This is a genomic window from Sphaerisporangium sp. NPDC049457 (genome assembly GCF_055586705.1).
On record NZ_JBVJHR010000017.1, the window covers coordinates 1 to 19,801 of the forward strand.

A 19,801-nucleotide genomic window follows, 5' to 3' on the forward strand; every position below is an offset into this window, starting at 1 on the left:
CCGAGCGGCTGCTGGGTGATCATCGAGTACGGACCGGTCGACCGGGCGTGGATCTTGTCGTCGACCAGGTGGAGCAGCTTGAGGATGTAGATGTAGCCGACCGCGATGGGATAGGGGAACGGCTCGCCGCTGCGCCCGTCGAACAGCGTGGCCTTGCCGTCGCGTCGCACCAGCCGGTCGCCGTCGCGGGTGGGGACGGTGCTGTCGAGCAGGCCGACGATCTCCTCCTCGTGGGCGCCGTCGAACACCGGGGTGGCCATGTTGGTGCGCGGCTCGACTTGTTCCAGGCCCTTGTCGCGCAGCCGTTCGGCCCAGGCCTCCTGCACTCCGGTGATGTCCCAGCCGCGTGCGGCGATCCACCCCAGGTGGGTCTCCAGGACCTGGCCGACGTTCATCCGGCCGGGCACGCCCAGCGGGTTGAGGATGATGTCGACCGGGGTGCCGTCCTCAAGGAACGGCATGTCCTCCACGGGGAGGATCTTGGAGATGACGCCCTTGTTGCCGTGGCGTCCCGCCAGCTTGTCCCCTTCGGTGATCTTGCGCTTCTGGGCCACGTACACCCGGACCAGCTCGTTCACGCCGGGAGGAAGCTCGTCGCCCTCCTCACGGCTGAACACCCGCACCCCGATGACCTTGCCCTGCTTACCGTGCGGCACCTTCAACGAGGTGTCACGGACCTCGCGGGCCTTCTCACCGAAGATCGCACGCAGCAGCCGCTCCTCCGGGGTCAGCTCGGTCTCGCCCTTCGGGGTGACCTTGCCCACCAGGATGTCACCGTTCTCCACCTCGGCGCCGATGCGGATGATGCCGCGCTCGTCCAGGTCGGCCAGGACCTCCTCGGAGACGTTCGGGATGTCCCGGGTGATCTCCTCAGGGCCCAGCTTGGTGTCACGGGCGTCGACCTCGTGCTCCTCGATGTGGATCGAGGACAGCACGTCGTCCTGCACCAGGCGCTGGGACAGGATGATCGCGTCTTCGTAGTTGTGGCCCTCCCACGGCATGAACGCCACCAGGAGGTTCTTGCCCAGGGCCATCTCGCCGTCGTCGGTGCACGGGCCGTCGGCGACGACCTGGCCGGCCTCCACCCGGTCGCCCTCGTCCACGATCGGCTTCTGGTTGAAGCTCGTGCCCTGGTTGGAGTGCTTGAACTTCGCCAGCCGATAGGTGGTGCCGGTGCCGTCGTCGTTGGAGACCGTGATGTAGTCGGCGCAGACCTCCTCGACCACGCCGGCCTTGCCGGCGGTGACCGTGTCGCCCGAGTCGGTGGCCGCGCGGTACTCCATGCCGGTGCCGACCAGCGGCGCCTCGCTCCTGAGCAGGGGCACCGACTGGCGCATCATGTTGGCGCCCATGAGCGCGCGGTTGGCGTCGTCGTGCTCCAGGAACGGGATCATCGCCGTCGCCACCGACACCATCTGGCGTGGCGACACGTCCATGTAGTGCACTTCGGCGGACCGGACGTACTCGAACTCGCCGCCCTTGGTGCGGACCAGCACCCGCCGCTCGGCGAAGGCCCCGTCCGCCGACAGCGGGGAGTTCGCCTGGGCGATCACGTACAGGTCCTCCTCGTCGGCGGTCAGGTAGTCGATCTGGCCGGTCACCTTCCCGTCCACGACCTTGCGGTAGGGGGTCTCGACGAAGCCGAAGGCGTTGAGGCGGGCGAAACAGGCCAGGTAGCCGATGAGGCCGATGTTCGGGCCCTCGGGGGTCTCGATCGGGCACATCCGGCCGTAGTGGGACGGGTGGACGTCGCGCATCTCCACGCCGGCCCGCTCACGCGACAGTCCGCCCGGTCCGAGCGCCGACAGCCGCCGCCGGTGCGTCAGCCCCGACAGCGGGTTGGTCTGGTCCATGTAGACCGACAGCTGCGAGGTGCCGAAGAACTCCTTCATGGCGGCCACGACCGGGCGGATGTTGATCAGGGTCTGCGGCGTGATCGCCTCGACGTCCTGCGTAGTCATGCGCTCGCGGACGACGCGCTCCATGCGGGCCAGGCCCAGGCGGACCTGGTTCTGGATCAGCTCGCCGACGTTGCGGACCCGCCGGTTGCCGAAGTGGTCGATGTCGTCGACCTCGAGCGGCAGGCCGGTGGACTCCTCGCCGGCGTGCAGGCGCACCAGGTACTCGACGGTCGCGACGATGTCGTCCTCGGTCAGAACGGCGACGGTGATGTCGGCGTCCCGGCCGAGCTTCTTGTTGATCTTGTAGCGGCCGACCTTGGCCAGGTCGTAGCGCTTGGGGTTGAAATAGAGGTTCTCCAGCAGCGTCTGCGCGGACTCCTTGGTCGGAGGCTCGCCCGGGCGCAGCTTGCGGTAGATGTCGAGCAGGGCGTCGTCCTGGCCGGAGGTGTGGTCCTTCTCCAGGGTGGCGCGCATCGACTCGTACCGGCCGAACCGCTCGAGGATCTGGTCGCTGGTCCAGCCCAGCGCCTTGAGCAGCACGGTGACGGGCTGCTTGCGCTTGCGGTCGATGCGCACCCCGACGCTGTCGCGCTTGTCGATCTCGAACTCCAGCCAGGCGCCCCTGGACGGGATGACCTTGCAGCCGTACAGGTCCTTGTCGGAGGTCTTGTCGGCGTTGCGCTCGAAGTACACGCCCGGAGAGCGGACGAGCTGGGAGACCACGACACGTTCGGTGCCGTTGACGATGAAGGTGCCCTTCGGCGTCATGAGCGGGAAGTCGCCCATGAACACCGTCTGGCTCTTGATCTCGCCGGTGGTGTTATTGATGAACTCCGCCGTGACGAACATCGGCGCGGAGAAGGTCATGTCCTTGTCCTTGCACTCGTCGACCGAGTACTTGGGCGGCTCGAACCGGTGATCGCGGAACGACAAGGACATCGTTCCGGAGAAGTCCTCGATCGGGCTGATCTCTTCGAAGATCTCCTCAAGGCCCGATTGGGCCGGGACGTTCGTGCGCCCGGCCCGGCGGGCCGCTTCGACCCGGGCCTTCCATCTGTCGTGGCCGAGCAGCCAGTCGAACGACTCTGTCTGCAGGGCGAGAAGATCGGGAACTTCGAGCGGCTCCTGAATGCGCGCGAAGGAAACACGGCGGGGACCGGCGGGTACGGCGAAGGCGTTGCGCGAGGCTGCCAACAGATGTCCTTCCGAAGGCTCGCGGCGGACTGACTACACGCACGCCGGACGACCTCGCAACGTGAGCGAGCGGAGCGGGTCGCCAAAAAAAGCAGCGTGGACGGATGAGCGTACTCGCTCTAACCCAATTTGTCCACGCTAACGCAGACCCATCTTCCCGGTCGCATCTTCAGGATGCCGTACGCCGCCCCGCTTGTCAATCCCGGCGCGTCGTCACCCGGGAAAGGCCGGCCGGCGCCTCACAAGATGGCGCCCGGACGGTAGGCGGCGGCCCGCGGATAACGGGCCACGACCTCACCGGCCCGCGCCACCACCTGGTCGGCCTGCGCCGCGGCCGCCCCGGTGAACGGCGCCGGATCGGCCAGCAGAGCGTCCAGCGCGGCGCGGTCCAGCGGGAACCGCTCGTCGGCGGCCAGGCGGTCCAGCAGCAGGTTGGGCGATCCGGTCTCGCGCATCGCCAGCGCCGATGCCACCGCGTGCTCCTTGATGACCTCGTGGGCGCTCTCGCGGCCCACCCCGGCCCGCACCGCCGCCATCAGCATCTTGGTCGTCGCCAGGAACGGCAGATAGCGGTCGAGCTCGGCCGCGGCCACCGCCGGGAACGCGCCGAACTCCGACAGCACCGTCAGCATCGTCTCCACCAGCCCGTCGAAGGCGAAGAACGCGTCCGGCAGCGCCACCCGGCGCACCACCGAACACGACACATCCCCCTCGTTCCACTGGTCGCCGGCCAGCTCGCCGGCCATCGAGGCGTACCCGCGCAGCACCACGGTCAGCCCGTTGACCCGCTCACAGGAACGGGTGTTCATCTTGTGCGGCATCGCGCTGGAGCCCACCTGCCCCGGCTTGAACCCCTCGGTGACCAGCTCGTGCCCCGCCATCAGCCGGATCGTCTTGGCCAGGCTGGAGGGCGCCGACGCCAGCTGCACCAGGGCCGTCAGCACCTCGTAGTCCAGCGACCGCGGGTAGACCTGGCCGACGCTGGTGAACCCGGTGGCGAACCCCAGATGCCGCGCCACCCGCTCCTCCAGGACCGCCAGCTTGGCCGCGTCGCCGCCCAGCAGGTCCAGCATGTCCTGTGCGGTGCCCACCGGGCCCTTGATCCCGCGCAGCGGGTAACGGGCGATGAGCTCCTCCAGCCGGGCGAAGGCCACCAGCAGCTCGTCGGCCGCCGTGGCGAACCGCTTGCCCAGCGTGGTGGCCTGCGCCGCCACGTTGTGGGAGCGGCCGGCCATCACCAGGCCCGAATGCCGGGCGGCCAGCTCGGCCAGACGCGCCAGCAGCGCCACGCAGCGGTCGCGCACCAGCAGCAGGCTGTCGCGGATCTGCAGCTGCTCGACGTTCTCGGTCAGGTCGCGGGAGGTCATGCCCTTGTGCACGTGCTCGTGCCCGGCCAGGGCGTTGAACTCCTCGATGCGGGCCTTGACGTCGTGGCGGGTCAGGCGCTCACGCTCGGCGATGGAGTCGAGGTCGACCTTCTCGGCCACCGCCTCGTAGTCGCCGGCCACGCCGACCGGCACCGGGACGCCCAGCTCGGCCTGGGCCCGCAGCACCGCCAGCCAGAGCCGGCGCTCGGCCACCACCTTGTGCTCGGGCGACCACAGGCGGGCCAGATCGGGTGAGGCGTAGCGGGTCGCCAGGACATTGGGAATACGCGGCTTGGTCACGTCGCCCCAGTGTATAGGCGCCCCGCCCGGCCACCGCCCGGCGAGGGTCCCCCTCGCCGCGCGCCCGCACCTTCCGGCCCGCCGCGGGCACCGGCCCGCCCTTCCCGCCGGTGCCCGGCGCCGGACGCCCGCGGACCGCCGGTCAGCGGCCGACCAGGGCCTCGGTGTCGTACACCTTGACCTCGGGCTCGCCGCGGCCGCCGCGGCGCCGCAGCCGCTCCTTGGTGCGCTCGACGATCGTGTACAGCGTCGGGACGAGCACCAGCGTCAGCAGCGTGGAGGACACCAGGCCGCCGATCACCACGATCGCCAGCGGCTGGGAGATGAACCCGCCCGACCCGGTCAGGCCGGCCGCCATCGGCGTCAGCGCGCAGATCGTGGCGATCGCCGTCATCAGGATCGGCCGCAGGCGGCGCCGGCCGCCCTCCACGACCGCCTCCACCACGCCCATGCCCTGCTCGCGGTACTGGTTGATCAGGTCGATCAGCACGATCGCGTTGGTGACCACGATGCCGATCAGCATCAGCATGCCGATCAGGGCGGGGACGCCCAGCGGGGTGTCGGTGACGCGCAGCAGCCCGATGGCGCCGGTCGCGGCGAACGGGATGGACACCAGCAGGATCAGCGGCTGGGCGAAGCTGCGGAACGCCGCCACCATGATCATGAAAACGATGGCGATGGCGGCCAGCATGGCCATGCCGAGCTGGGCGAACGCCTCGTCCTGGTCGGCGCTCACCCCGCCGATGCTGTAGCTCACCCCGGCCGGCAAGGTCAGCGACCGCATCCGCTCGGTGATCTTCGCGGTGACGCTTCCCAGGTCGCTGGCCTCGGCGGCGGCCGACACCGATGCGGTGCGGTCGCCGTCCTTACGGGTGATCTGCGTCGGCCCGGCGACCTGGCGCACCCGCGCCACGCTGGACAGCTTCACCGTCCCCGACGCCGTGGGCAGCTTCAGCGACCGCACGGCCGCGAGGTCGCCCGGCGTCTTGGCGCCGGTGCGCAGCACGACGTCGCTGGTGCGCCCGTCCAGGGTGATCTGGCCGACCGTGGCGCCGCGGAACGCCTGGGCGACGCTCTGCCCGATGCCCGCCTCCGACAGCCCCGCGGCGGCCGCCTTGCGCCGGTCGACCTCGACCTGGACCCGCGGCGCGCTGGACTCCAGGTTGGAGGACACATCGCGCAGCCCGTCGATGCCGCGCATCGCCGCCGCCACCGCGTCGGCCCCCGACTTCAGCGCCGTCAGGTCCGGCCCCTGAAGGATGACCTCGGCGCGGTCGGAGGCGAACCCGCCGCCGCCCTGTCCCCCGACGGTGATCTCCCCCACGCCGCTCAGGCCGGCCAGCCGGTGGCGCAGCGTGTTCTCCAGCGCCGGAGTGTCGACGCCCTCGGCGACGGTCACCGAGTACGACGCCTTGTCGGCCGAACCGCCCACCCCACCGGCGAATGTGCCGCCCGACCCCACGTTGACCTGGTAGGAGGCGATGTCGCCGATGGAGGCCAGCACCCGCTCGACCTGCTTGGCCGCCGCGTCGGTGGTGACCAGGTCGGTGCCGGCCGGCATCTTCTGCGTCAGGGAGATGGTGTCGTTGCCCGAGGAGTCGATGAAGTTCGTCTTCAGCCCCGGCGCCAGCCCGAAGGTCCCGACGAACACCAGCACCCCGGCGAGCAGCGTGACCACGCGATGCCGCGTCGCGAACCTCAGCACTGGCAGGTACATGCGCTGAAGCGGGCTGCGGAGCTCCTTGGCCTCCGCCAGCTCCCGCACCCGCGACGCCTCCTGCGGCGACAGGCGCGGCGCCTCTAAGAACCAGTAGGCCAGCACCGGGATCACCGTCAGCGACACCAGCAGCGAGGCCAGCAGCGCCACGGTCACCGTGACGGCGAACGGCGCGAACAGCTGGCCGATCATGCCGCCGACGAAGGCGATCGGCAGGAACACCGCCACCGTGGTGAGCGTGGAGGCGGTGACCGCGCCGCTCACCTCGCGCACCGCGGTCAGCACCGCCCCGCGTTTGTCCTCGCCGTAGCCCAGGTGCCTCTTGATGTTCTCCAGCACCACGATCGAGTCGTCCACCACCCGGCCGATCGCGATGGTGAGCGCGCCCAGCGTGAGCAGGTTCAGCGAATAGTCCCCCGCCCACAGCGCGATCAGCGCGATGATCACCGACAGCGGGATGGACACCGCCGTCACCAGCGTCGAGCGTAGCGACAGCAGGAACAGCAGGATGACCAGCACCGCGAAGACCAGGCCGAGCAGCCCCTCGGTCGACAGGTCCTCGATCGAGCGCTCCACGTAGGGGGCCTGGTCGAACACCACGATCATCTCGGCGGCGTCGCCGAGCGCCCTGGTGAGCCCGGGCAGCATCTCGCGCACGTCGTGGGAGATCCGCACGGCGTTGCCGTCGGGGGTCATGGTCAGCGACATGCCGAGGCTGGAGGAGCCGTTCGTCCGGGTGATCGTGGTGGCCTCGGCCGGCTTCTCCTCGATGGTGGCCACCTCGCCGAGCTTCACCGGCTTGGGCGCCGGCACCGCCGCCGCGCCGGCCCCGCCCGTGGCTCCGGACGCGCCGGCGGGGGTTCCCGCGCGCCCGGCGGCGCCCGCCTGCCCCCCGGCGCCGCCCGCGCCGCCCGGCGTGCCCTGCCGCGCGGCCGGGTTCTGGGCCTGCGCCGCCGGCGCCTGCGGGGTCAGGTACAGATCGCGCAGGTCCTCGATGGAGGAGATGCGCCGGCCGATCTGCACCGTCAGCGTCTTGCCGTCCTGGGTGAGGCTGCCGGCCGGGATCGGCGTGCCGTTGGCCCGCAGCGCCTCGGGGATCGACAGTGGAGACACCCCGTGCAACGCCATGCTGAGCAGGTTGGGGGTGATGACGACCGTCCGCTCGCGGGCCCCGGTGACCGACACCTCGCGCACCCCGGCGATGCCGCGCAACTCGGGCACCGCGATGCGGTTCAGCTTGTCGTACATGGCGCGCTGGTCGCCGCCGTCGCCCACGGCCAGCACCATCACCGGGATGTCGTCGGTGTTGCCCGCCACCACCGTCGGTTCCACCCCGGCCGGCAGCCGTCCGCTCAGCCGGCCCACGGCCTGCTGCAGCTTGGCCACCGCCGCCTCGACGTCGGTGCCGTACTCGAACGACACCTGGATCTGCGCCATGCCCTCGCGGGAGGTCGAGGTCACCTCGGTGACGCCCGCGATGCCCTGGAACCCGCTCTCGATGGGCTTGGTGACCTGCTCTTCGACGATGTCGGGAGCGGCGCCCGCGTACGGCGCCACCACGAACGCCCCGGGAAACGACAGCGAGGGCAGCAGCTGCTGCTTCAGCGACGGGATCGCGAAGGCTCCGAACGCGCTGATCACGACCGCGACCATGATGACGAGGCTGCGGTTGGCGAGGCTGAGCCTGGCCAGAGCGGTCATTGGCGTGGACCTCCCGATTCGCGGGTGAGAACCCTGAAAGTTTCCGGCAATGCTAACACTTCGCGTAGAGCGAATATTTAGCCCCGTCATGAACTCCTGGTAACCTGACCGGGCCCGCGCGGAAGGTGAAAGTGGACGACAGAGAAGAGCTCATCGCTCGCATCGGCGAGGCCCAGCACGCCCTGGGACGCGCCTTCTCCAACGACCGCTCGTTGCCGCTGCTGGCTCTCAACCTCACCATGCAGCAGCTCAAGGTCACCCTCATCCTGACCGGCCGCGGCTCGGCCTCCGGCCAGGAGCTCGCCGCCACCCTCGGCACCGGCCTCGGCACCGTCACCGGCATCGTCGACCGGCTCGTCGCCCAAGGGCTGGTCACCCGACGCGAGGACCCCAGCGACCGCCGCATCCGCCGCGTCGAGCTCACCGAGGCCGGGCGGCGCATGACCGAGGAGCTCATCGACGCCGGCCTCACCGGCTACCGGCGCCTGCTCGACCGGCTGGACACCCCCACGCTGCGCGACCTGGACAAGGTGATGACCAAGCTCTGCCAGGCCGCCACCGACCTGTACGGCCCCTACTGACCCACCCGGCCGATCTCCGCACGCCGCGCCTCGCCGGTTCACGGCCCCGGCCGCCGGGCCGTACCGGTTCACGAAGCCCGTGGCCGGGGCCCCGCCGTTCACCCGTCCCGCCGTTCACCCGTCCCGCCGTCCGCGGGGCTCGTCGGCGGTCGTGACGGCCGGACTGGTAGCTTCAGGGGCCGTGCACGACGATCACCCGCCCGTCCCGGGCCATCTGGACGCGCTGTTCTCCCTGTCCGGCCGCACCGCCCTGGTGACCGGCGGCAGCTCCGGCATCGGCCAGGCCATGGCCGAGGCGATCGGCCGCGCCGGCGCCGGTGTCGTCATCGTCGCCCGCCGCGAACCCGAGCTGGCCGCCGCCGCCGAACGCATGCGCGGCCACGGCGTGCGCGTGGCCACCATCGCCGCCGACCTGGGCGAACCCGCTGGCCTGCGCCGGGTGTGCGACCAGGCCGCCGGCTTCTTCGGCGAGATCGACATCCTGGTCAACGTCGCCGCCAACAACATCCGCCGCCCCATGGGGGAACTCACCCCCGAGGACTACGAGGCGACGATGCGCGTCAACATCACCGCCCCGTACATGCTCGGCCAGCACTTCGGCCCGCGCATGGCCGCGCGCGGCTGGGGCCGCATCATCAACGTCGGCTCCCAGCAGTCGATCAGCGCCTTCGGCGACAGCGGCGCCTACGGCGTCAGCAAGGCCGCCGTCGCCGGGCTCACCCGCTCGCAGGCGGAAGCCTGGTCCCGCCAGGGGGTGCGCAGCAACACCGTCGTCCCCGGGTTCGTGCTCACCCCGCTCACCGCTCCCGCCCAGGCCATCCCCGGCCGCGTCGAGGCGATGGCCGCCCGCGCCATGGTCGGCCGCAACGGCCTGCCCGGCGACTTCGCCGGCATCGCCGTCCTGCTGGCGGGCGACGCCGCCGAGTACATCACCGGCCAGACCATCTGCGTCGATGGTGGTTTCTCCGTTCATTGATCGTGTGGTGTTCTGCGTTCCCGTCGCCTTTACAAAGTATGGTCATGGCGGGGATTTGACCTGGAGCGCGCTCCAGGTTCAACACTGGAGGGCACGGACGCCTCCGCGCGTCCGGCATGACCGCCACAGCAGCGAGGAGGACCAGCCATGAAACAGCGCGCCCTTGGCCGGGGCCTGACCGTCTCGGCCCTCGGACTCGGCTGCATGGGCATGAGCGAGTTCTACGGGCCGGGCGACGACGCAGAGTCCACCGCCACCATCCACCGGGCCCTCGACCTCGGCGTCACATTCCTGGACACCGCCGACATGTACGGCCCCTTCACCAACGAACGGCTGGTCGGCGCGGCGATCGCCGCGCGCAGGGACGAGGTCGTCCTGGCCACCAAGTTCGGCATCGAACGCCGGCCCGACGGCACCCGCGTCGGCGTCAACGGCCGTCCCGACTACCTGCGGCAGGCGTGCGACGCCTCCCTCCAGCGGCTCGGCGTCGACCACATCGACCTGTACTACCAGCACCGCGTCGACCCCTCGGTGCCGATCGAGGAGACCTGGGGCGCCATGGCCGAACTGGTCGCCGCCGGCAAGGTGCGCCACCTGGGCATCTCCGAGGCCGCCCCGGACGTGGTCCGCCGCGCCCACGCCGTCCATCCGGTCACGGCGGGCCAGTACGAGTACTCGCTGTTCACCAGGGACATCGAGGCGGAGCTGATCCCGCTGTTCCGCGAGCTCGGCATCGGGCTGGTCGCCTACAGCCCGCTCGGCCGCGGTTTCCTCACCGGCGCGATCACCAGCGCCGGACAGCTCGACGCCACCGACTTCCGCGCCTCCAACCCGCGATTCCAGGGCGAGAACTTCACCGCCAACCGGACGCTGGTCGCCGGAGTGGAGGAGATCGCCCAGAACAAGGGCGTCACACCGGCCCAGCTAGCCCTGGCCTGGGTGCTCGACCAGGGCGGGGACGTCGTGCCCATCCCGGGCACCAAGCGGCGCACCTACCTGGAGCAGAACGTCGCCGCGCTCGACATCGCGCTGACCGGCGACGAACTGGACGCGCTGGAGAAGGCCGCCCCCAAGGGCGCCGTGGCCGGCGAGCGCTACCCGGCCGCCGGCCTGCCCCGCCTCACCTCCTGAATCAGGGCGGCCTCCTCAGCCGGGCAATCTCATGAGTCAGGACAGGTGGCGGTCCAGGAGCCGCTCGGCGCGGGCCAGCGTCTCGCGGACGTTGGCCTCCGTCAGCGCCATCGCCTCGGGGATGCTCAGCCAGCGCAGCGGCGCCCCGGGGTTCTCCGGACGGGCCGCCTCCGGAGTGGAGGTCGCCAGCAGGTACCGCAGGTCGGCGTGCTCATGGGCCGGCTCGTGCGCGCTCGCCGCGACCGGGACGACCACCACGTGCACGATCTCGGCGGACGACCCGTCCGGCCATGGCCGCAGGTCGGCCAGGCCGGTCTCCTCCTCGCCCTCGCGCAGCGCGACGGCGGGCGGGTCGGTCTCGCCGGGGTCGGCGTGCCCGCCCACCTGCAGCCACGCGCCCTGACGGGCGTGCCGGCGCAGCAGCACCCTGCGGGTGGGAGGGTGCAGGACCAGCGCCGACACCGTTACGTGCAGCGCGGTCGAGCGCCCCAGGGGTCACCGGCCGCGGGCAGCGCGCGGGCCCGCTCAAGGTCGGCGGCCTCCTGCCCGGTCGAGGGCCGGTAGCGGTCCAGCGCCGCCGTCAGCGGATCCGGCGGTCGCATGCCGTCACCCATGCCATGCCTCCCGGAAAGTCAGAACGCGCGGTGCGCGGCACGCCCGCCACCGCCTCGCGCCGATGGAACCCGCCGAGACTCGCACACCGCCCGCGACCCCGGCAATCCGATTAGCCGGAGCCCGCCCGCAGCAGACGCCGGACCGCAGCAGACGCCCGCCCTGCGGGAACCCCCGCCCTGTTGCCGGCCCCGCCCAGTAGCCGGCCCCATCGTGGACGGGGCCTGCGATGCGCCGGCGGGCTTTGACGGGCGGGCGCGGCGGGCTCAGCCGGACGCGTCCGAGGGGGCGCAGGCGGCGGCGCGGGCCAGCAGCAGGGTGCGCTCGCGGTCGTTGCGGGTGAGGGAGGCCGCGCGCTCGAACTCCGCGCGCGCCTCGGCGGTCCTGCCCAGGCGGAACAGCAGGTCGCCTCGCACGCTCGGCAGCAGATGGTAGCCCTTCAACGACGAATCACCGGCCAGTTCGTCCACCAGCCGCAGACCCGCCTCCGGGCCGAACGCCATCGCCAGGGCCACCGCGCGGTTCAGCTCCACCACCGGAGAGGGCACCAGCCGCACCAGCGCCTCGTACAGCGTGGCGATGCGCACCCAGTCGGTGTCGGCGGCGGCGGCCGCGCGGGCGTGGCAGGCGGCGATCGCGGCCTGCAGGGTGTAGGGCCCCGGGGCGCCGCCGAGCGCCTCGGCGCGTTCCAGGGACACCAGCCCGCGCTGGACGGCGGCGCGGTCCCACCGGCGGCGGTCCTGTTCCAGCAGCAGGACCGGCTCCCCCGACGGGCCGACCCGGGCGGCCGAGCGGGACGCCTGGATCTCCATGAGCGCGACCAGGCCGTGGACCTCCGGCTCGCGGGGCATCAGCCCGGTAAGCACCCTGCCCAGGCGCAGCGCCTCCTCGCACAGCGCCGGGCGCATCCAGTCGTCCCCGGCGGTCGCGGTGTACCCCTCGTTGAAGATCAGGTAGATGACCTCCAGCACCGACGACAGCCGTCCGGCCAGCTCGGCGCCCGCGGGCACCTCGAAGGGGACCCGGGCGTCGGCCAGGGCGCGCTTGGCCCGCACGATGCGCTGGGCCACGGTCGCCTCGCCCACCAGGAACGCCCTGGCGATCTCCTCGGTTCTCAGCCCGCCGAGCATGCGCAGGGTGAGCGCCACGCGCGCCTCGGCGGACAGCACCGGGTGGCAGGCGGTGAACACCAGGCGCAGCATGTCGTCCTCGATGCCGCCGTCGAGGGACTCCTCCAGCGCGGTCAGGTCCGCGTCGTCGTCTCGGGCGTCGCTGAGCAGTTCGTGGCCGAGTTCCTCGACCTTGCGCTCCAAGCGCTCGCGCCGCCGGAGCAGGTCGATCGCCCGGCGCTTGCCGACGGCCATGAGCCAGGCGCCGGGATTGCGCGGGACGCCCTCGCGCGGCCACTGCTCGAGCGCGGCCACCAGCGCGTCCTGGGCGAGTTCCTCGGCGACCCCGATGTCGCGCACGACACGGGCCAGACCGGCCGTCACCCGTGCCGACTCGGCCCTCCACACCTGGTCGATCGCCCGATGCGCTTCCGAAACCGCCATGGCGACCTATCACAGCATCTTCTCCGCCACGCCCGCAAACCGGGCCCCCTTGGCGCGGTCCTCAGCTCATCGGGGTGGACATCATCTGCTCGACCAGGGAGGTGGTGTGCTTGGCGTACCGGAACAGCGGGTGGGCGAGCACCTCGCGCAGGAACGGCAGGCCGGTGCGCAGCCCCGGCCCCTGGACGACGGTCTCCTCCAGCGCCCGGTCGGCGCGGGCCAGCGCCTGTTCCCGCGTGGGAGCCCACACCGCCACCTTCGCGATCAGCGGGTCGTAGTCGGCCGTGATCCGCACTCCGGCGGCCGCGTGGGTGTCCACCCGGGTGAACGGGCCGCCCGGGGGGACGAACCGCTCGATCAGGCCGGGCGCGGGCAGGAAACCGCGCGCGGGATCCTCGGCGTTGACCCGGCATTCGATGGCCACCCCGCAAGGGGCGATGTCGGCCTGCCGCAGCGACAGCCGCCGCCCCGCCGCGACGAGGATCTGCTCGCGCACCAGGTCGACGCCGGTCACCATCTCGGTGATGGGGTGCTCCACCTGCAGCCGGCAGTTCACCTCGATGAAGTAGCACGCGCCGTGCTCGTCCAGCACGTACTCGAAGGTGCCGGCGCCCACGTATCCGGCGGCGCGGGCGGCGCGCACGGTGATCTCCCCCAGGTGCTCGACGGTCGCCGCGGGAAGGTTGGGCGGCGGGGTCTCCTCGATCAGTTTCTGCCGGCGCCGCTGCACCGAGCAGTCGCGCGCGCCGAGGTGGACGACGTCGCCGTGGCCGTCGGCGAGGATCTGCACCTCCACGTGCCGGGCCGCGTCCACGTACTTCTCCACGTACACGCGGGGGTCGCCGAACAGCGCCAGCGCGTCGCGGCGGGTGGCCGCGTACGCGGCGGCGAACTCGCCGGGCTTGTGCGCCACGGTCATGGCGCGACCGCCGCCGCCCGCCGCGGCCTTGATCACGACGGGGTAGCCGACGGCGTCGGCGGTGCGCGCGGCCTCGGCGGCGCCGCCGGCCGGGTCCGCACCGCCGGGCAGCACGGGCAGGCCGGCGGCCACCGCGAACTCCCTGGCCGACACCTTGTCGCCCAGGCGCGCGATCACCCGAGGCGGCGGGCCGATCAGGGTCAGGCCGTGCGCCTGGCAGATCTCGGCGAACTCGGCGCTCTCCGACAGGAAGCCGTACCCGGGATGGACGGCGTCGGCGCCGGTCTGCAGCGCGGCGGCCACGATCGCGGCCGCGTTGAGGTAGCTGCGCCGCGGCGCGGCCGGCCCGATCTGGACGGCCTCGTCGGCCAGGCGCACCGCCGGGGAGTCGCGGTCCACCGTGGAATGGGCGACCACCGTGCGGATCCCCATCTCACGGCACGTCCGGAGCACGCGCAGCGCGATCTCGCCCCGGTTGGCGATCAGAACTGTGGTGAACATGGCGCTCCAGGCTCCGGGCTCGGAATTGCTATCAGTGACCGCTTACAGATCGGCCGTCCCACACGGACTCTCGACCCCTCAGCGGGCCGATCACCTCAGGCGGATCGTCTACGAGTCGGTCTCCTCATCCGGATCGATCCCTCTCCTCGATCCATCTCCGTCGCTCGCGTGCGAGTCCCTCGTCTCGTGCCAGGTCAGTGATCACCTAGGGGGACCAGGGCGAGCAGCGGTTCCTCGTACTGCACCGGCGCGCCATCGGCGGCGACGATCTCGGTGACGCGGCCGCCATGCTCCGCCTGCACGGCGTTCATGAGTTTCATGGCCTCGACTATCCCGATCTGCTGTCCGGGCTCGACGATGTCGCCCACCTCGACGAACGGCGGAGCGCCCGGCTCCTGGGCCCGGTAGAACGTGCCCACCATCGGTGAGGTGACCACGATCGCGCCGTCCGCGAACGCCGCACCGTCCCCGGCACGGGCAGGGGCGTCGTCCAGCCGATCGACATGAGCATCGGCGCCGTCCCCGGCCTGCCCGCGAGGGCCGCCGGACCGGGCGGCCGGCCCGTCCGGCACGCGGGCGGGATCGCCGGCGGCGCTCGGCGTGGCCGCCCACTCCACCGCGACGGCCAGGGTGGCGGTGGAGACGGTGATCCTGTGCAGCGGCGCAGGGCCGGCGCCCGCCAACTTCGCGGCGTGGCGCACGACCCAGTCCAGCACGCGCTCCCCCTCGTCCACCGGTGTGATCTCGGCTGTCATGCGCTTCCTCCTCGAACGGCCACCACTACCGTGATGTGACGGGTTGGCCGGTGTGGCCGCTCGCCGGCGGCGGTTCTTCCCCGCTGTGGTGCTTGATTTGATCGGCGCCGGGCCGGCGGGTCGTAGGACGGCGATGCCGGCGCCGCTGTACGGCGCCCGGCCTGGCGAACGCCCGTCGCGGGCGCATCACACGACTCCGTAGCGGCGGAAGCGCCGTCTGCGCGCGGCCACCAGGTCGGCCGGGTCGGTCCGCGCCAGTTCGTACAACGTCGAGGTGACGGCGCGACCGACCAGGCCGGCGGTGAGGGCCGGGTCGCGGTGAGCGCCGCCGTCCGGCTCGGGGACCACGGCGTCGACGACGCCCTGACCAAGCAGGTCTCGCGCCGTGAGCCGCAGGGCGCCCGCGGCTCGGGGCGCGGCGGACGGGTCACGCCACAAGATCGCCGCGCACCCTTCAGGGCTGATCACCGAATAGACGGCGTTACCCAAGGCGAGCACCCGGTCGGCCACGGCCAGGGCGAGCGCGCCGCCACTGCCGCCCTCTCCGGTGACGACGGCGACCACCGGCACGGGCAGGGCGGACATCAGGCGCAGGTTCTCGGCGATGGCGTGGGCCTGGCCGCCTTCCTCAGCCTCGACCCCGGCGCACGCGCCGGGGGTGTCGACGAGCGTGACCACGGGCAGGCCGAGCTTGCCGGCCAGCCGCATGAGCCGGGCCGCCTTGCGGAACCCGGCCGGAGACCCCATGCCGAAGCCGCGGGCGACCAGTTCGCGGGTGTCGTGCCCCTTCTGGTGGCCGACGAGCATGACCGGGACACCGTCGAGCCGGCCGATGCCGCCGACGATGGCCGGGCAGTCTCCCGACATCCGGTCCCCGTGCAGTTCCTGGAAGTCCTCCAGCAGGTGGCAGGCGTAGTCGAGGGTCGTGGGACGACCGGGGTCGCGGGCCAGGACGACGGTCTGCCAGGGGTCCAGCTCGGGCAGTTCGCCCGGGTGGCGCACCAGACGAGGCGCGCCGTCCCGCCACGACGGTGGGACTCGGCGGCCGTCGCGGGCCCACGCGGCGGCCGACAACAGGTGAGCCAGCGACGGGCGTAGCTCGGCGCGCTGTCGTACCCCGTCCACCAGGCCGCCGGCCAGCAGCGTCTCGGCGGTCTGGAAGCCGTCGGGCAGGCGCTGCCCGATCGTGCCGGCGATCACCCGAGGGCCGGCGAACCCCATGTGCGCGCCGGCCTCGGCGAGGATGACGTCGGCCAGGGTGGCGTAGGAGGCGGCGACGCCGCCGTAGGTGGGGTCGGTCACCACCGTCACGGTGAGCAGGCCCGCGTCGTCCAGGCCGGCCAGTGCCTGGGCGGTCTTGGCCATCTGCATCAGAGCCAGCGCGCCCTCCTGCATCCGGGCGCCCCCGGACGCCGTCACCACCACAAGCGGCACGCGCGTGTTCAGGGCGTGCTCGGCGGCGGCGGTGATGCGTTCCCCGACGGCGCACCCGAGGCTGCCGCCCATGAAGGCGAAGTCCATGACGGCGGTGACGACCGGGTGGCCGTGCAAGGACGCGGAGGCGCACACCACCGCCTCCGGCAGACCCGAGCCCCGTCGCGCCTGCTCCAGGCGGACGGAGTACGGGCGAACGTCGGTGAAGTCGAGGGGATCGTCCAGGGTGGGCGCCGCTGTGAGCCGGCTCGGCGTGCCGGGGTCGAACAGCTGGTCCAGCCGCTCGCCGGCGCCCAGCCGATCGTGATGGCCGCAGCCCGCGCACACGCGCAGGTTTCTGCGGTGGTGCTCACCGTAGACGGGGTCCTGGCAACCCGGGCAGCGGATCCACGGCGAGGAGGCGGCGGCCGGGCAGACGGCGGTCACGCGGCGCTCCCCGAGCCCATCGGGTGTTCGGCGTCCGGGGCCGCATCAGGAAACGCGGCACGGGCCGGCGGGGCGGCGCAGGCCGGCGTGACGGCCCAAGGTGCCGCGGTGGCCTCCGGGCGGACGTGTGGTCGCATGTTCGTTCCTCCCCAGACCTTCGGGGGTACGCCGGCCGCGGCGCGCGGCGGGCCTCTCTGATCGCAACGATGCGCCCGGCCGCTGGTCGGACGATGGGAACACGATGGAGGCGCCCTGGTCCCGGAACCGAAACGCCGCCCGTAGCGGGCAGCCCGGCGAGGCTGGACCGAGGGTGGCGTGGCCATGTGTCGAGGATGCGCGGTGTTCCGGCTGCGAGCCGACCGGCTAACCGGATGCCTTCTCGCCGGCGTCGATCGCGCGCTGGTAGCGCCTTGTCAGGGTGCGTAGCGCGTCCACCAGCTCTGGCGAGTCCACGATGGTGAAATCGGCGTCCAGCATGCCCAGATAGAGGGCGAGCATCTCCGGGTGGTCCGAGCCCGGCTCGAACGCGCACCGATCCTCGCCAAGGGGCCGCACCTCCACCGGGATCGGCAGCCGCTCTCGCACCTGTGACGCGGGCGCGTGCACGATCACCCGCGCCTGGTATCGCCAGGTCGCCTCGCCGACTCCGCGTGCCACTCGCGCCGTGATCTCCGCGTCGGGCGGTAGCGCGCGGGGCGTGAAGCGCGGCCCGGCCGGCGTCCGCGGCTCGATGCGGTCGACCCGGAAGGTGCGCCAGGCGTCCCGGTCCACGTCGAAGGCCACCAGGTACCAGCGCCGCCGGTCGTGCACCAGGCGGTACGGCTCCACCGAGCGCCGGGTGGCCGCCCCGGAATGCGCCCGGTAGTCGAACCGGAGCCGCTCATGGTCCCGGCACGCGCTCGCGATCACGGTCAGCACGTCCGGATCGACCTGCGCGCCGGGCGACGGCATCGGCAGCGCGTGCGACCGGAAGGCGCTCACCCGGTGACGCAGCCGCGGGGGAAGCACCTGCTGCAGCTTGGCCAGCGCGCGCATCGAGGTCTCTTCGATCCCCGCGATGGAGCCGCTCGCGGCGGTGCGCAGGCCGATCGCGACCGCCACCGCCTCGTCGTCGTCCAGCAGCAGCGGCGGCAGGGCGCCGCCCGAGCCGAGCCGGTACCCGCCGGCCACACCCGGCCGCGCGTCGACCGGGTAGCCGAGCGCGCGCAACCTGCCGATGTCATTGCGGACGGTGCGGGTGGTGACGCCGAGCCGGGTGGCGAGCTCGGCGCTGGTCCAGTCGCGCCGGGCCTGCAGCAGCGACAGCAGGCGCAGCAGCCGCGCCGAGGTTTCCAGCATGCTTCGATCCTCACGGCAATCTAGGAACGATCCTTTCCGCGAATGTTCCTAGTCTTCTCCGCGTGAGACAAGAGCGCTCACGATCCGCCCGGCCGTACCGGCCCGTCGACAAGGAGAAGCGCAGTGAGCGACGGCATCGAGCCCTTCCGCATCGAGATCCCCCAGTCCGACGTCGACTACCTGCACGACCGGCTCGCCAACGCCCGCTGGCCCGGCGAGCTGCCCGGCACGGAGTGGACGCGCGGCGTGCCCGTAGATCACCTGAAGGAGCTCGCCGAGTACTGGCGCACGCGGTACGACTGGCGCGCCCAGGAGGCACGGCTGAACCGGTACCCGCAGTTCGTCACCGAGATCGACGGCCAGCGCGTCCACTTCCTGCACATCAGGTCCGACCGGCCCGACGCCAAGCCGCTGCTGATCACACATGGCTACCCGAGCTCCGTCGCCGAGTTCCTGCACCTGATCGAGCCGCTGGTCGCCCCTGCCTCGGGCCAGGCCTTCCATGTCGTCGCGCCGTCGCTGCCCGGCTATGCCTTCTCGACCCCGCTGAGCGCGACCGGCTGGGCGATGGGCCGCACCGCACGCGCCTGGGTGGAGCTGATGCGCCGGCTCGGTTACGAGCGGTACGGCGTCCACGGCGGCGACGTCGGCGCCGGTGTGTCCGGCATGGTCGCCGGCCTCGACGGCGACCGGGTCATCGGCGCGCACGTCGTGACCGACCCGCTGACCGCCGCGAGCGTCGCCACCTTCATCCCGGGGATGGCGGGCCGCCTCGACGAGAACGACCCGGTCGACAAGCTGATCCTGAGCCGGATGGAGGCGTTCGGCAAGGAAGGGTCCGGCTACCTGGCGATCCAGAACAGCCGGCCGCAGACCATCGGCTACGGCCTGGCCGACTCACCGCTGCTGCAGCTGGCCTGGATCGCCGAGAAGGTCCACGAGTGGACCGACCTGCCGGTCGACCGCGACCAGCTTCTCACCACGGTCAGCCTGTACTGGTTCACCGGCTCCGGCGCTAGCGCCGCGCACAGCCTGTACGAGCAGGCGCACTCGTCCGACTGGGGCGCGCCGCCCGCCGTACCGCAGGGGTTCGCGGTCTTCGGCGCGGACGAGACGGTGCGCAGGCTGGTCGCCGCGCCGGCCGGCGCGCACTGGAGCGAGTTCCGGCGCGGCAGGCACTTCCCGGCGATGGAGGCCCCGGACGTGCTGGCGGCGGACCTGCGGGCGTTCTTCGGGCCGCTGCGGTGACGACGCGCTGAGCCGGCGCCGGAGCAGGGCCGGGGGTAGCGGACGTGTGAGCGGTCCCGGCCCCGGGCCGCACCACGTGCGGCTTGTGGAATTATCCGCATTTGTCGCATTAAACCCTGGCAGAGATGCGGCGCTTTTCCTGGCCAA

The 19,801-nt window shown here is 72.1% G+C and carries 14 protein-coding genes; 4 read left to right on the forward strand and 10 right to left on the reverse strand.

Annotated features, from left to right (window positions below):
* The 3 genes from rpoB to ACZ6QO_RS25495 all read right to left on the reverse strand — a co-directional run.
* Positions 1-3,095, reverse strand: a 3,095-nt coding sequence (rpoB, locus tag ACZ6QO_RS25485) for a DNA-directed RNA polymerase subunit beta (protein WP_465854118.1), incomplete at its 3' end; no start/stop codon positions are given.
* Positions 3,096-3,334: 239 nt separating this feature from the next.
* Positions 3,335-4,762, reverse strand: a complete 1,428-nt coding sequence (purB, locus tag ACZ6QO_RS25490) for an adenylosuccinate lyase (RefSeq protein WP_465854119.1) — start codon at positions 4,760-4,762, stop codon at positions 3,335-3,337.
* 142 nt (positions 4,763-4,904) lie between these two features.
* A complete protein-coding gene (locus tag ACZ6QO_RS25495; protein WP_465854120.1) occupies positions 4,905-8,180 on the reverse strand; it encodes an efflux RND transporter permease subunit in 3,276 nt (1,091 codons plus the stop codon).
* Between the two features lie 131 nt (positions 8,181-8,311).
* Between ACZ6QO_RS25495 and ACZ6QO_RS25500 the strand changes: the two genes are divergently transcribed.
* From ACZ6QO_RS25500 to ACZ6QO_RS25510, 3 genes are all read left to right on the forward strand, one after another.
* Entirely contained in the window at positions 8,312-8,761 is a 450-nt protein-coding gene (locus tag ACZ6QO_RS25500; protein ID WP_465854121.1) for a MarR family winged helix-turn-helix transcriptional regulator, read from the forward strand.
* Between the two features lie 181 nt (positions 8,762-8,942).
* Positions 8,943-9,737, forward strand: coding sequence for an SDR family NAD(P)-dependent oxidoreductase (locus ACZ6QO_RS25505; RefSeq protein WP_465854122.1), 795 nt, complete (start codon positions 8,943-8,945; stop codon positions 9,735-9,737).
* A gap of 147 nt (positions 9,738-9,884) precedes the next feature.
* The gene (locus ACZ6QO_RS25510; protein WP_465854123.1) at positions 9,885-10,868 is read left to right on the forward strand and encodes an aldo/keto reductase; all 984 of its coding nucleotides are present in this window, start codon (positions 9,885-9,887) and stop codon (positions 10,866-10,868) included.
* Positions 10,869-10,904: 36 nt separating this feature from the next.
* Here the strand turns inward: ACZ6QO_RS25510 and ACZ6QO_RS25515 are convergent, their stop codons facing one another.
* The 7 genes from ACZ6QO_RS25515 to ACZ6QO_RS25545 all read right to left on the reverse strand — a co-directional run bounded on the left by ACZ6QO_RS25515 (position 10,905) and on the right by ACZ6QO_RS25545 (position 18,406).
* The gene (locus ACZ6QO_RS25515) at positions 10,905-11,330 is read right to left on the reverse strand and encodes an NUDIX domain-containing protein (RefSeq protein WP_465854124.1); all 426 of its coding nucleotides are present in this window, start codon (positions 11,328-11,330) and stop codon (positions 10,905-10,907) included.
* A gap of 2 nt (positions 11,331-11,332) precedes the next feature.
* On the reverse strand, positions 11,333-11,470 hold the full coding sequence (locus ACZ6QO_RS25520) for a hypothetical protein (protein ID WP_465854125.1): 138 nt from the start codon (positions 11,468-11,470) through the stop codon (positions 11,333-11,335).
* Between the two features lie 276 nt (positions 11,471-11,746).
* Positions 11,747-13,033 (reverse strand): RNA polymerase sigma factor, encoded by a 1,287-nt coding sequence (locus ACZ6QO_RS25525; protein ID WP_465854126.1) that lies wholly within the window; start codon positions 13,031-13,033, stop codon positions 11,747-11,749.
* A 61-nt stretch (positions 13,034-13,094) separates the two neighbouring features.
* Positions 13,095-14,453, reverse strand: coding sequence for an acetyl-CoA carboxylase biotin carboxylase subunit (locus tag ACZ6QO_RS25530; RefSeq protein WP_465854127.1), 1,359 nt, complete (start codon positions 14,451-14,453; stop codon positions 13,095-13,097).
* 194 nt (positions 14,454-14,647) lie between these two features.
* Positions 14,648-15,208, reverse strand: a complete 561-nt coding sequence (locus tag ACZ6QO_RS25535; RefSeq protein ID WP_465854128.1) for an acetyl-CoA carboxylase biotin carboxyl carrier protein — start codon at positions 15,206-15,208, stop codon at positions 14,648-14,650.
* Between the two features lie 186 nt (positions 15,209-15,394).
* On the reverse strand, positions 15,395-17,068 hold the full coding sequence (locus tag ACZ6QO_RS25540) for an acetyl-CoA carboxylase carboxyltransferase subunit alpha (protein WP_465854129.1): 1,674 nt from the start codon (positions 17,066-17,068) through the stop codon (positions 15,395-15,397).
* Between the two features lie 363 nt (positions 17,069-17,431).
* Positions 17,432-18,406: a helix-turn-helix transcriptional regulator gene (locus ACZ6QO_RS25545; RefSeq protein ID WP_465854130.1), complete on the reverse strand. Its 975-nt coding sequence runs from the start codon at positions 18,404-18,406 to the stop codon at positions 17,432-17,434.
* A gap of 123 nt (positions 18,407-18,529) precedes the next feature.
* Here ACZ6QO_RS25545 and ACZ6QO_RS25550 point away from each other — a divergent pair, with 123 nt between their 5' ends.
* On the forward strand, positions 18,530-19,654 hold the full coding sequence (locus ACZ6QO_RS25550) for an epoxide hydrolase family protein (RefSeq protein WP_465854131.1): 1,125 nt from the start codon (positions 18,530-18,532) through the stop codon (positions 19,652-19,654).
* The last annotated feature ends 147 nt before the right edge of the window (positions 19,655-19,801 follow it).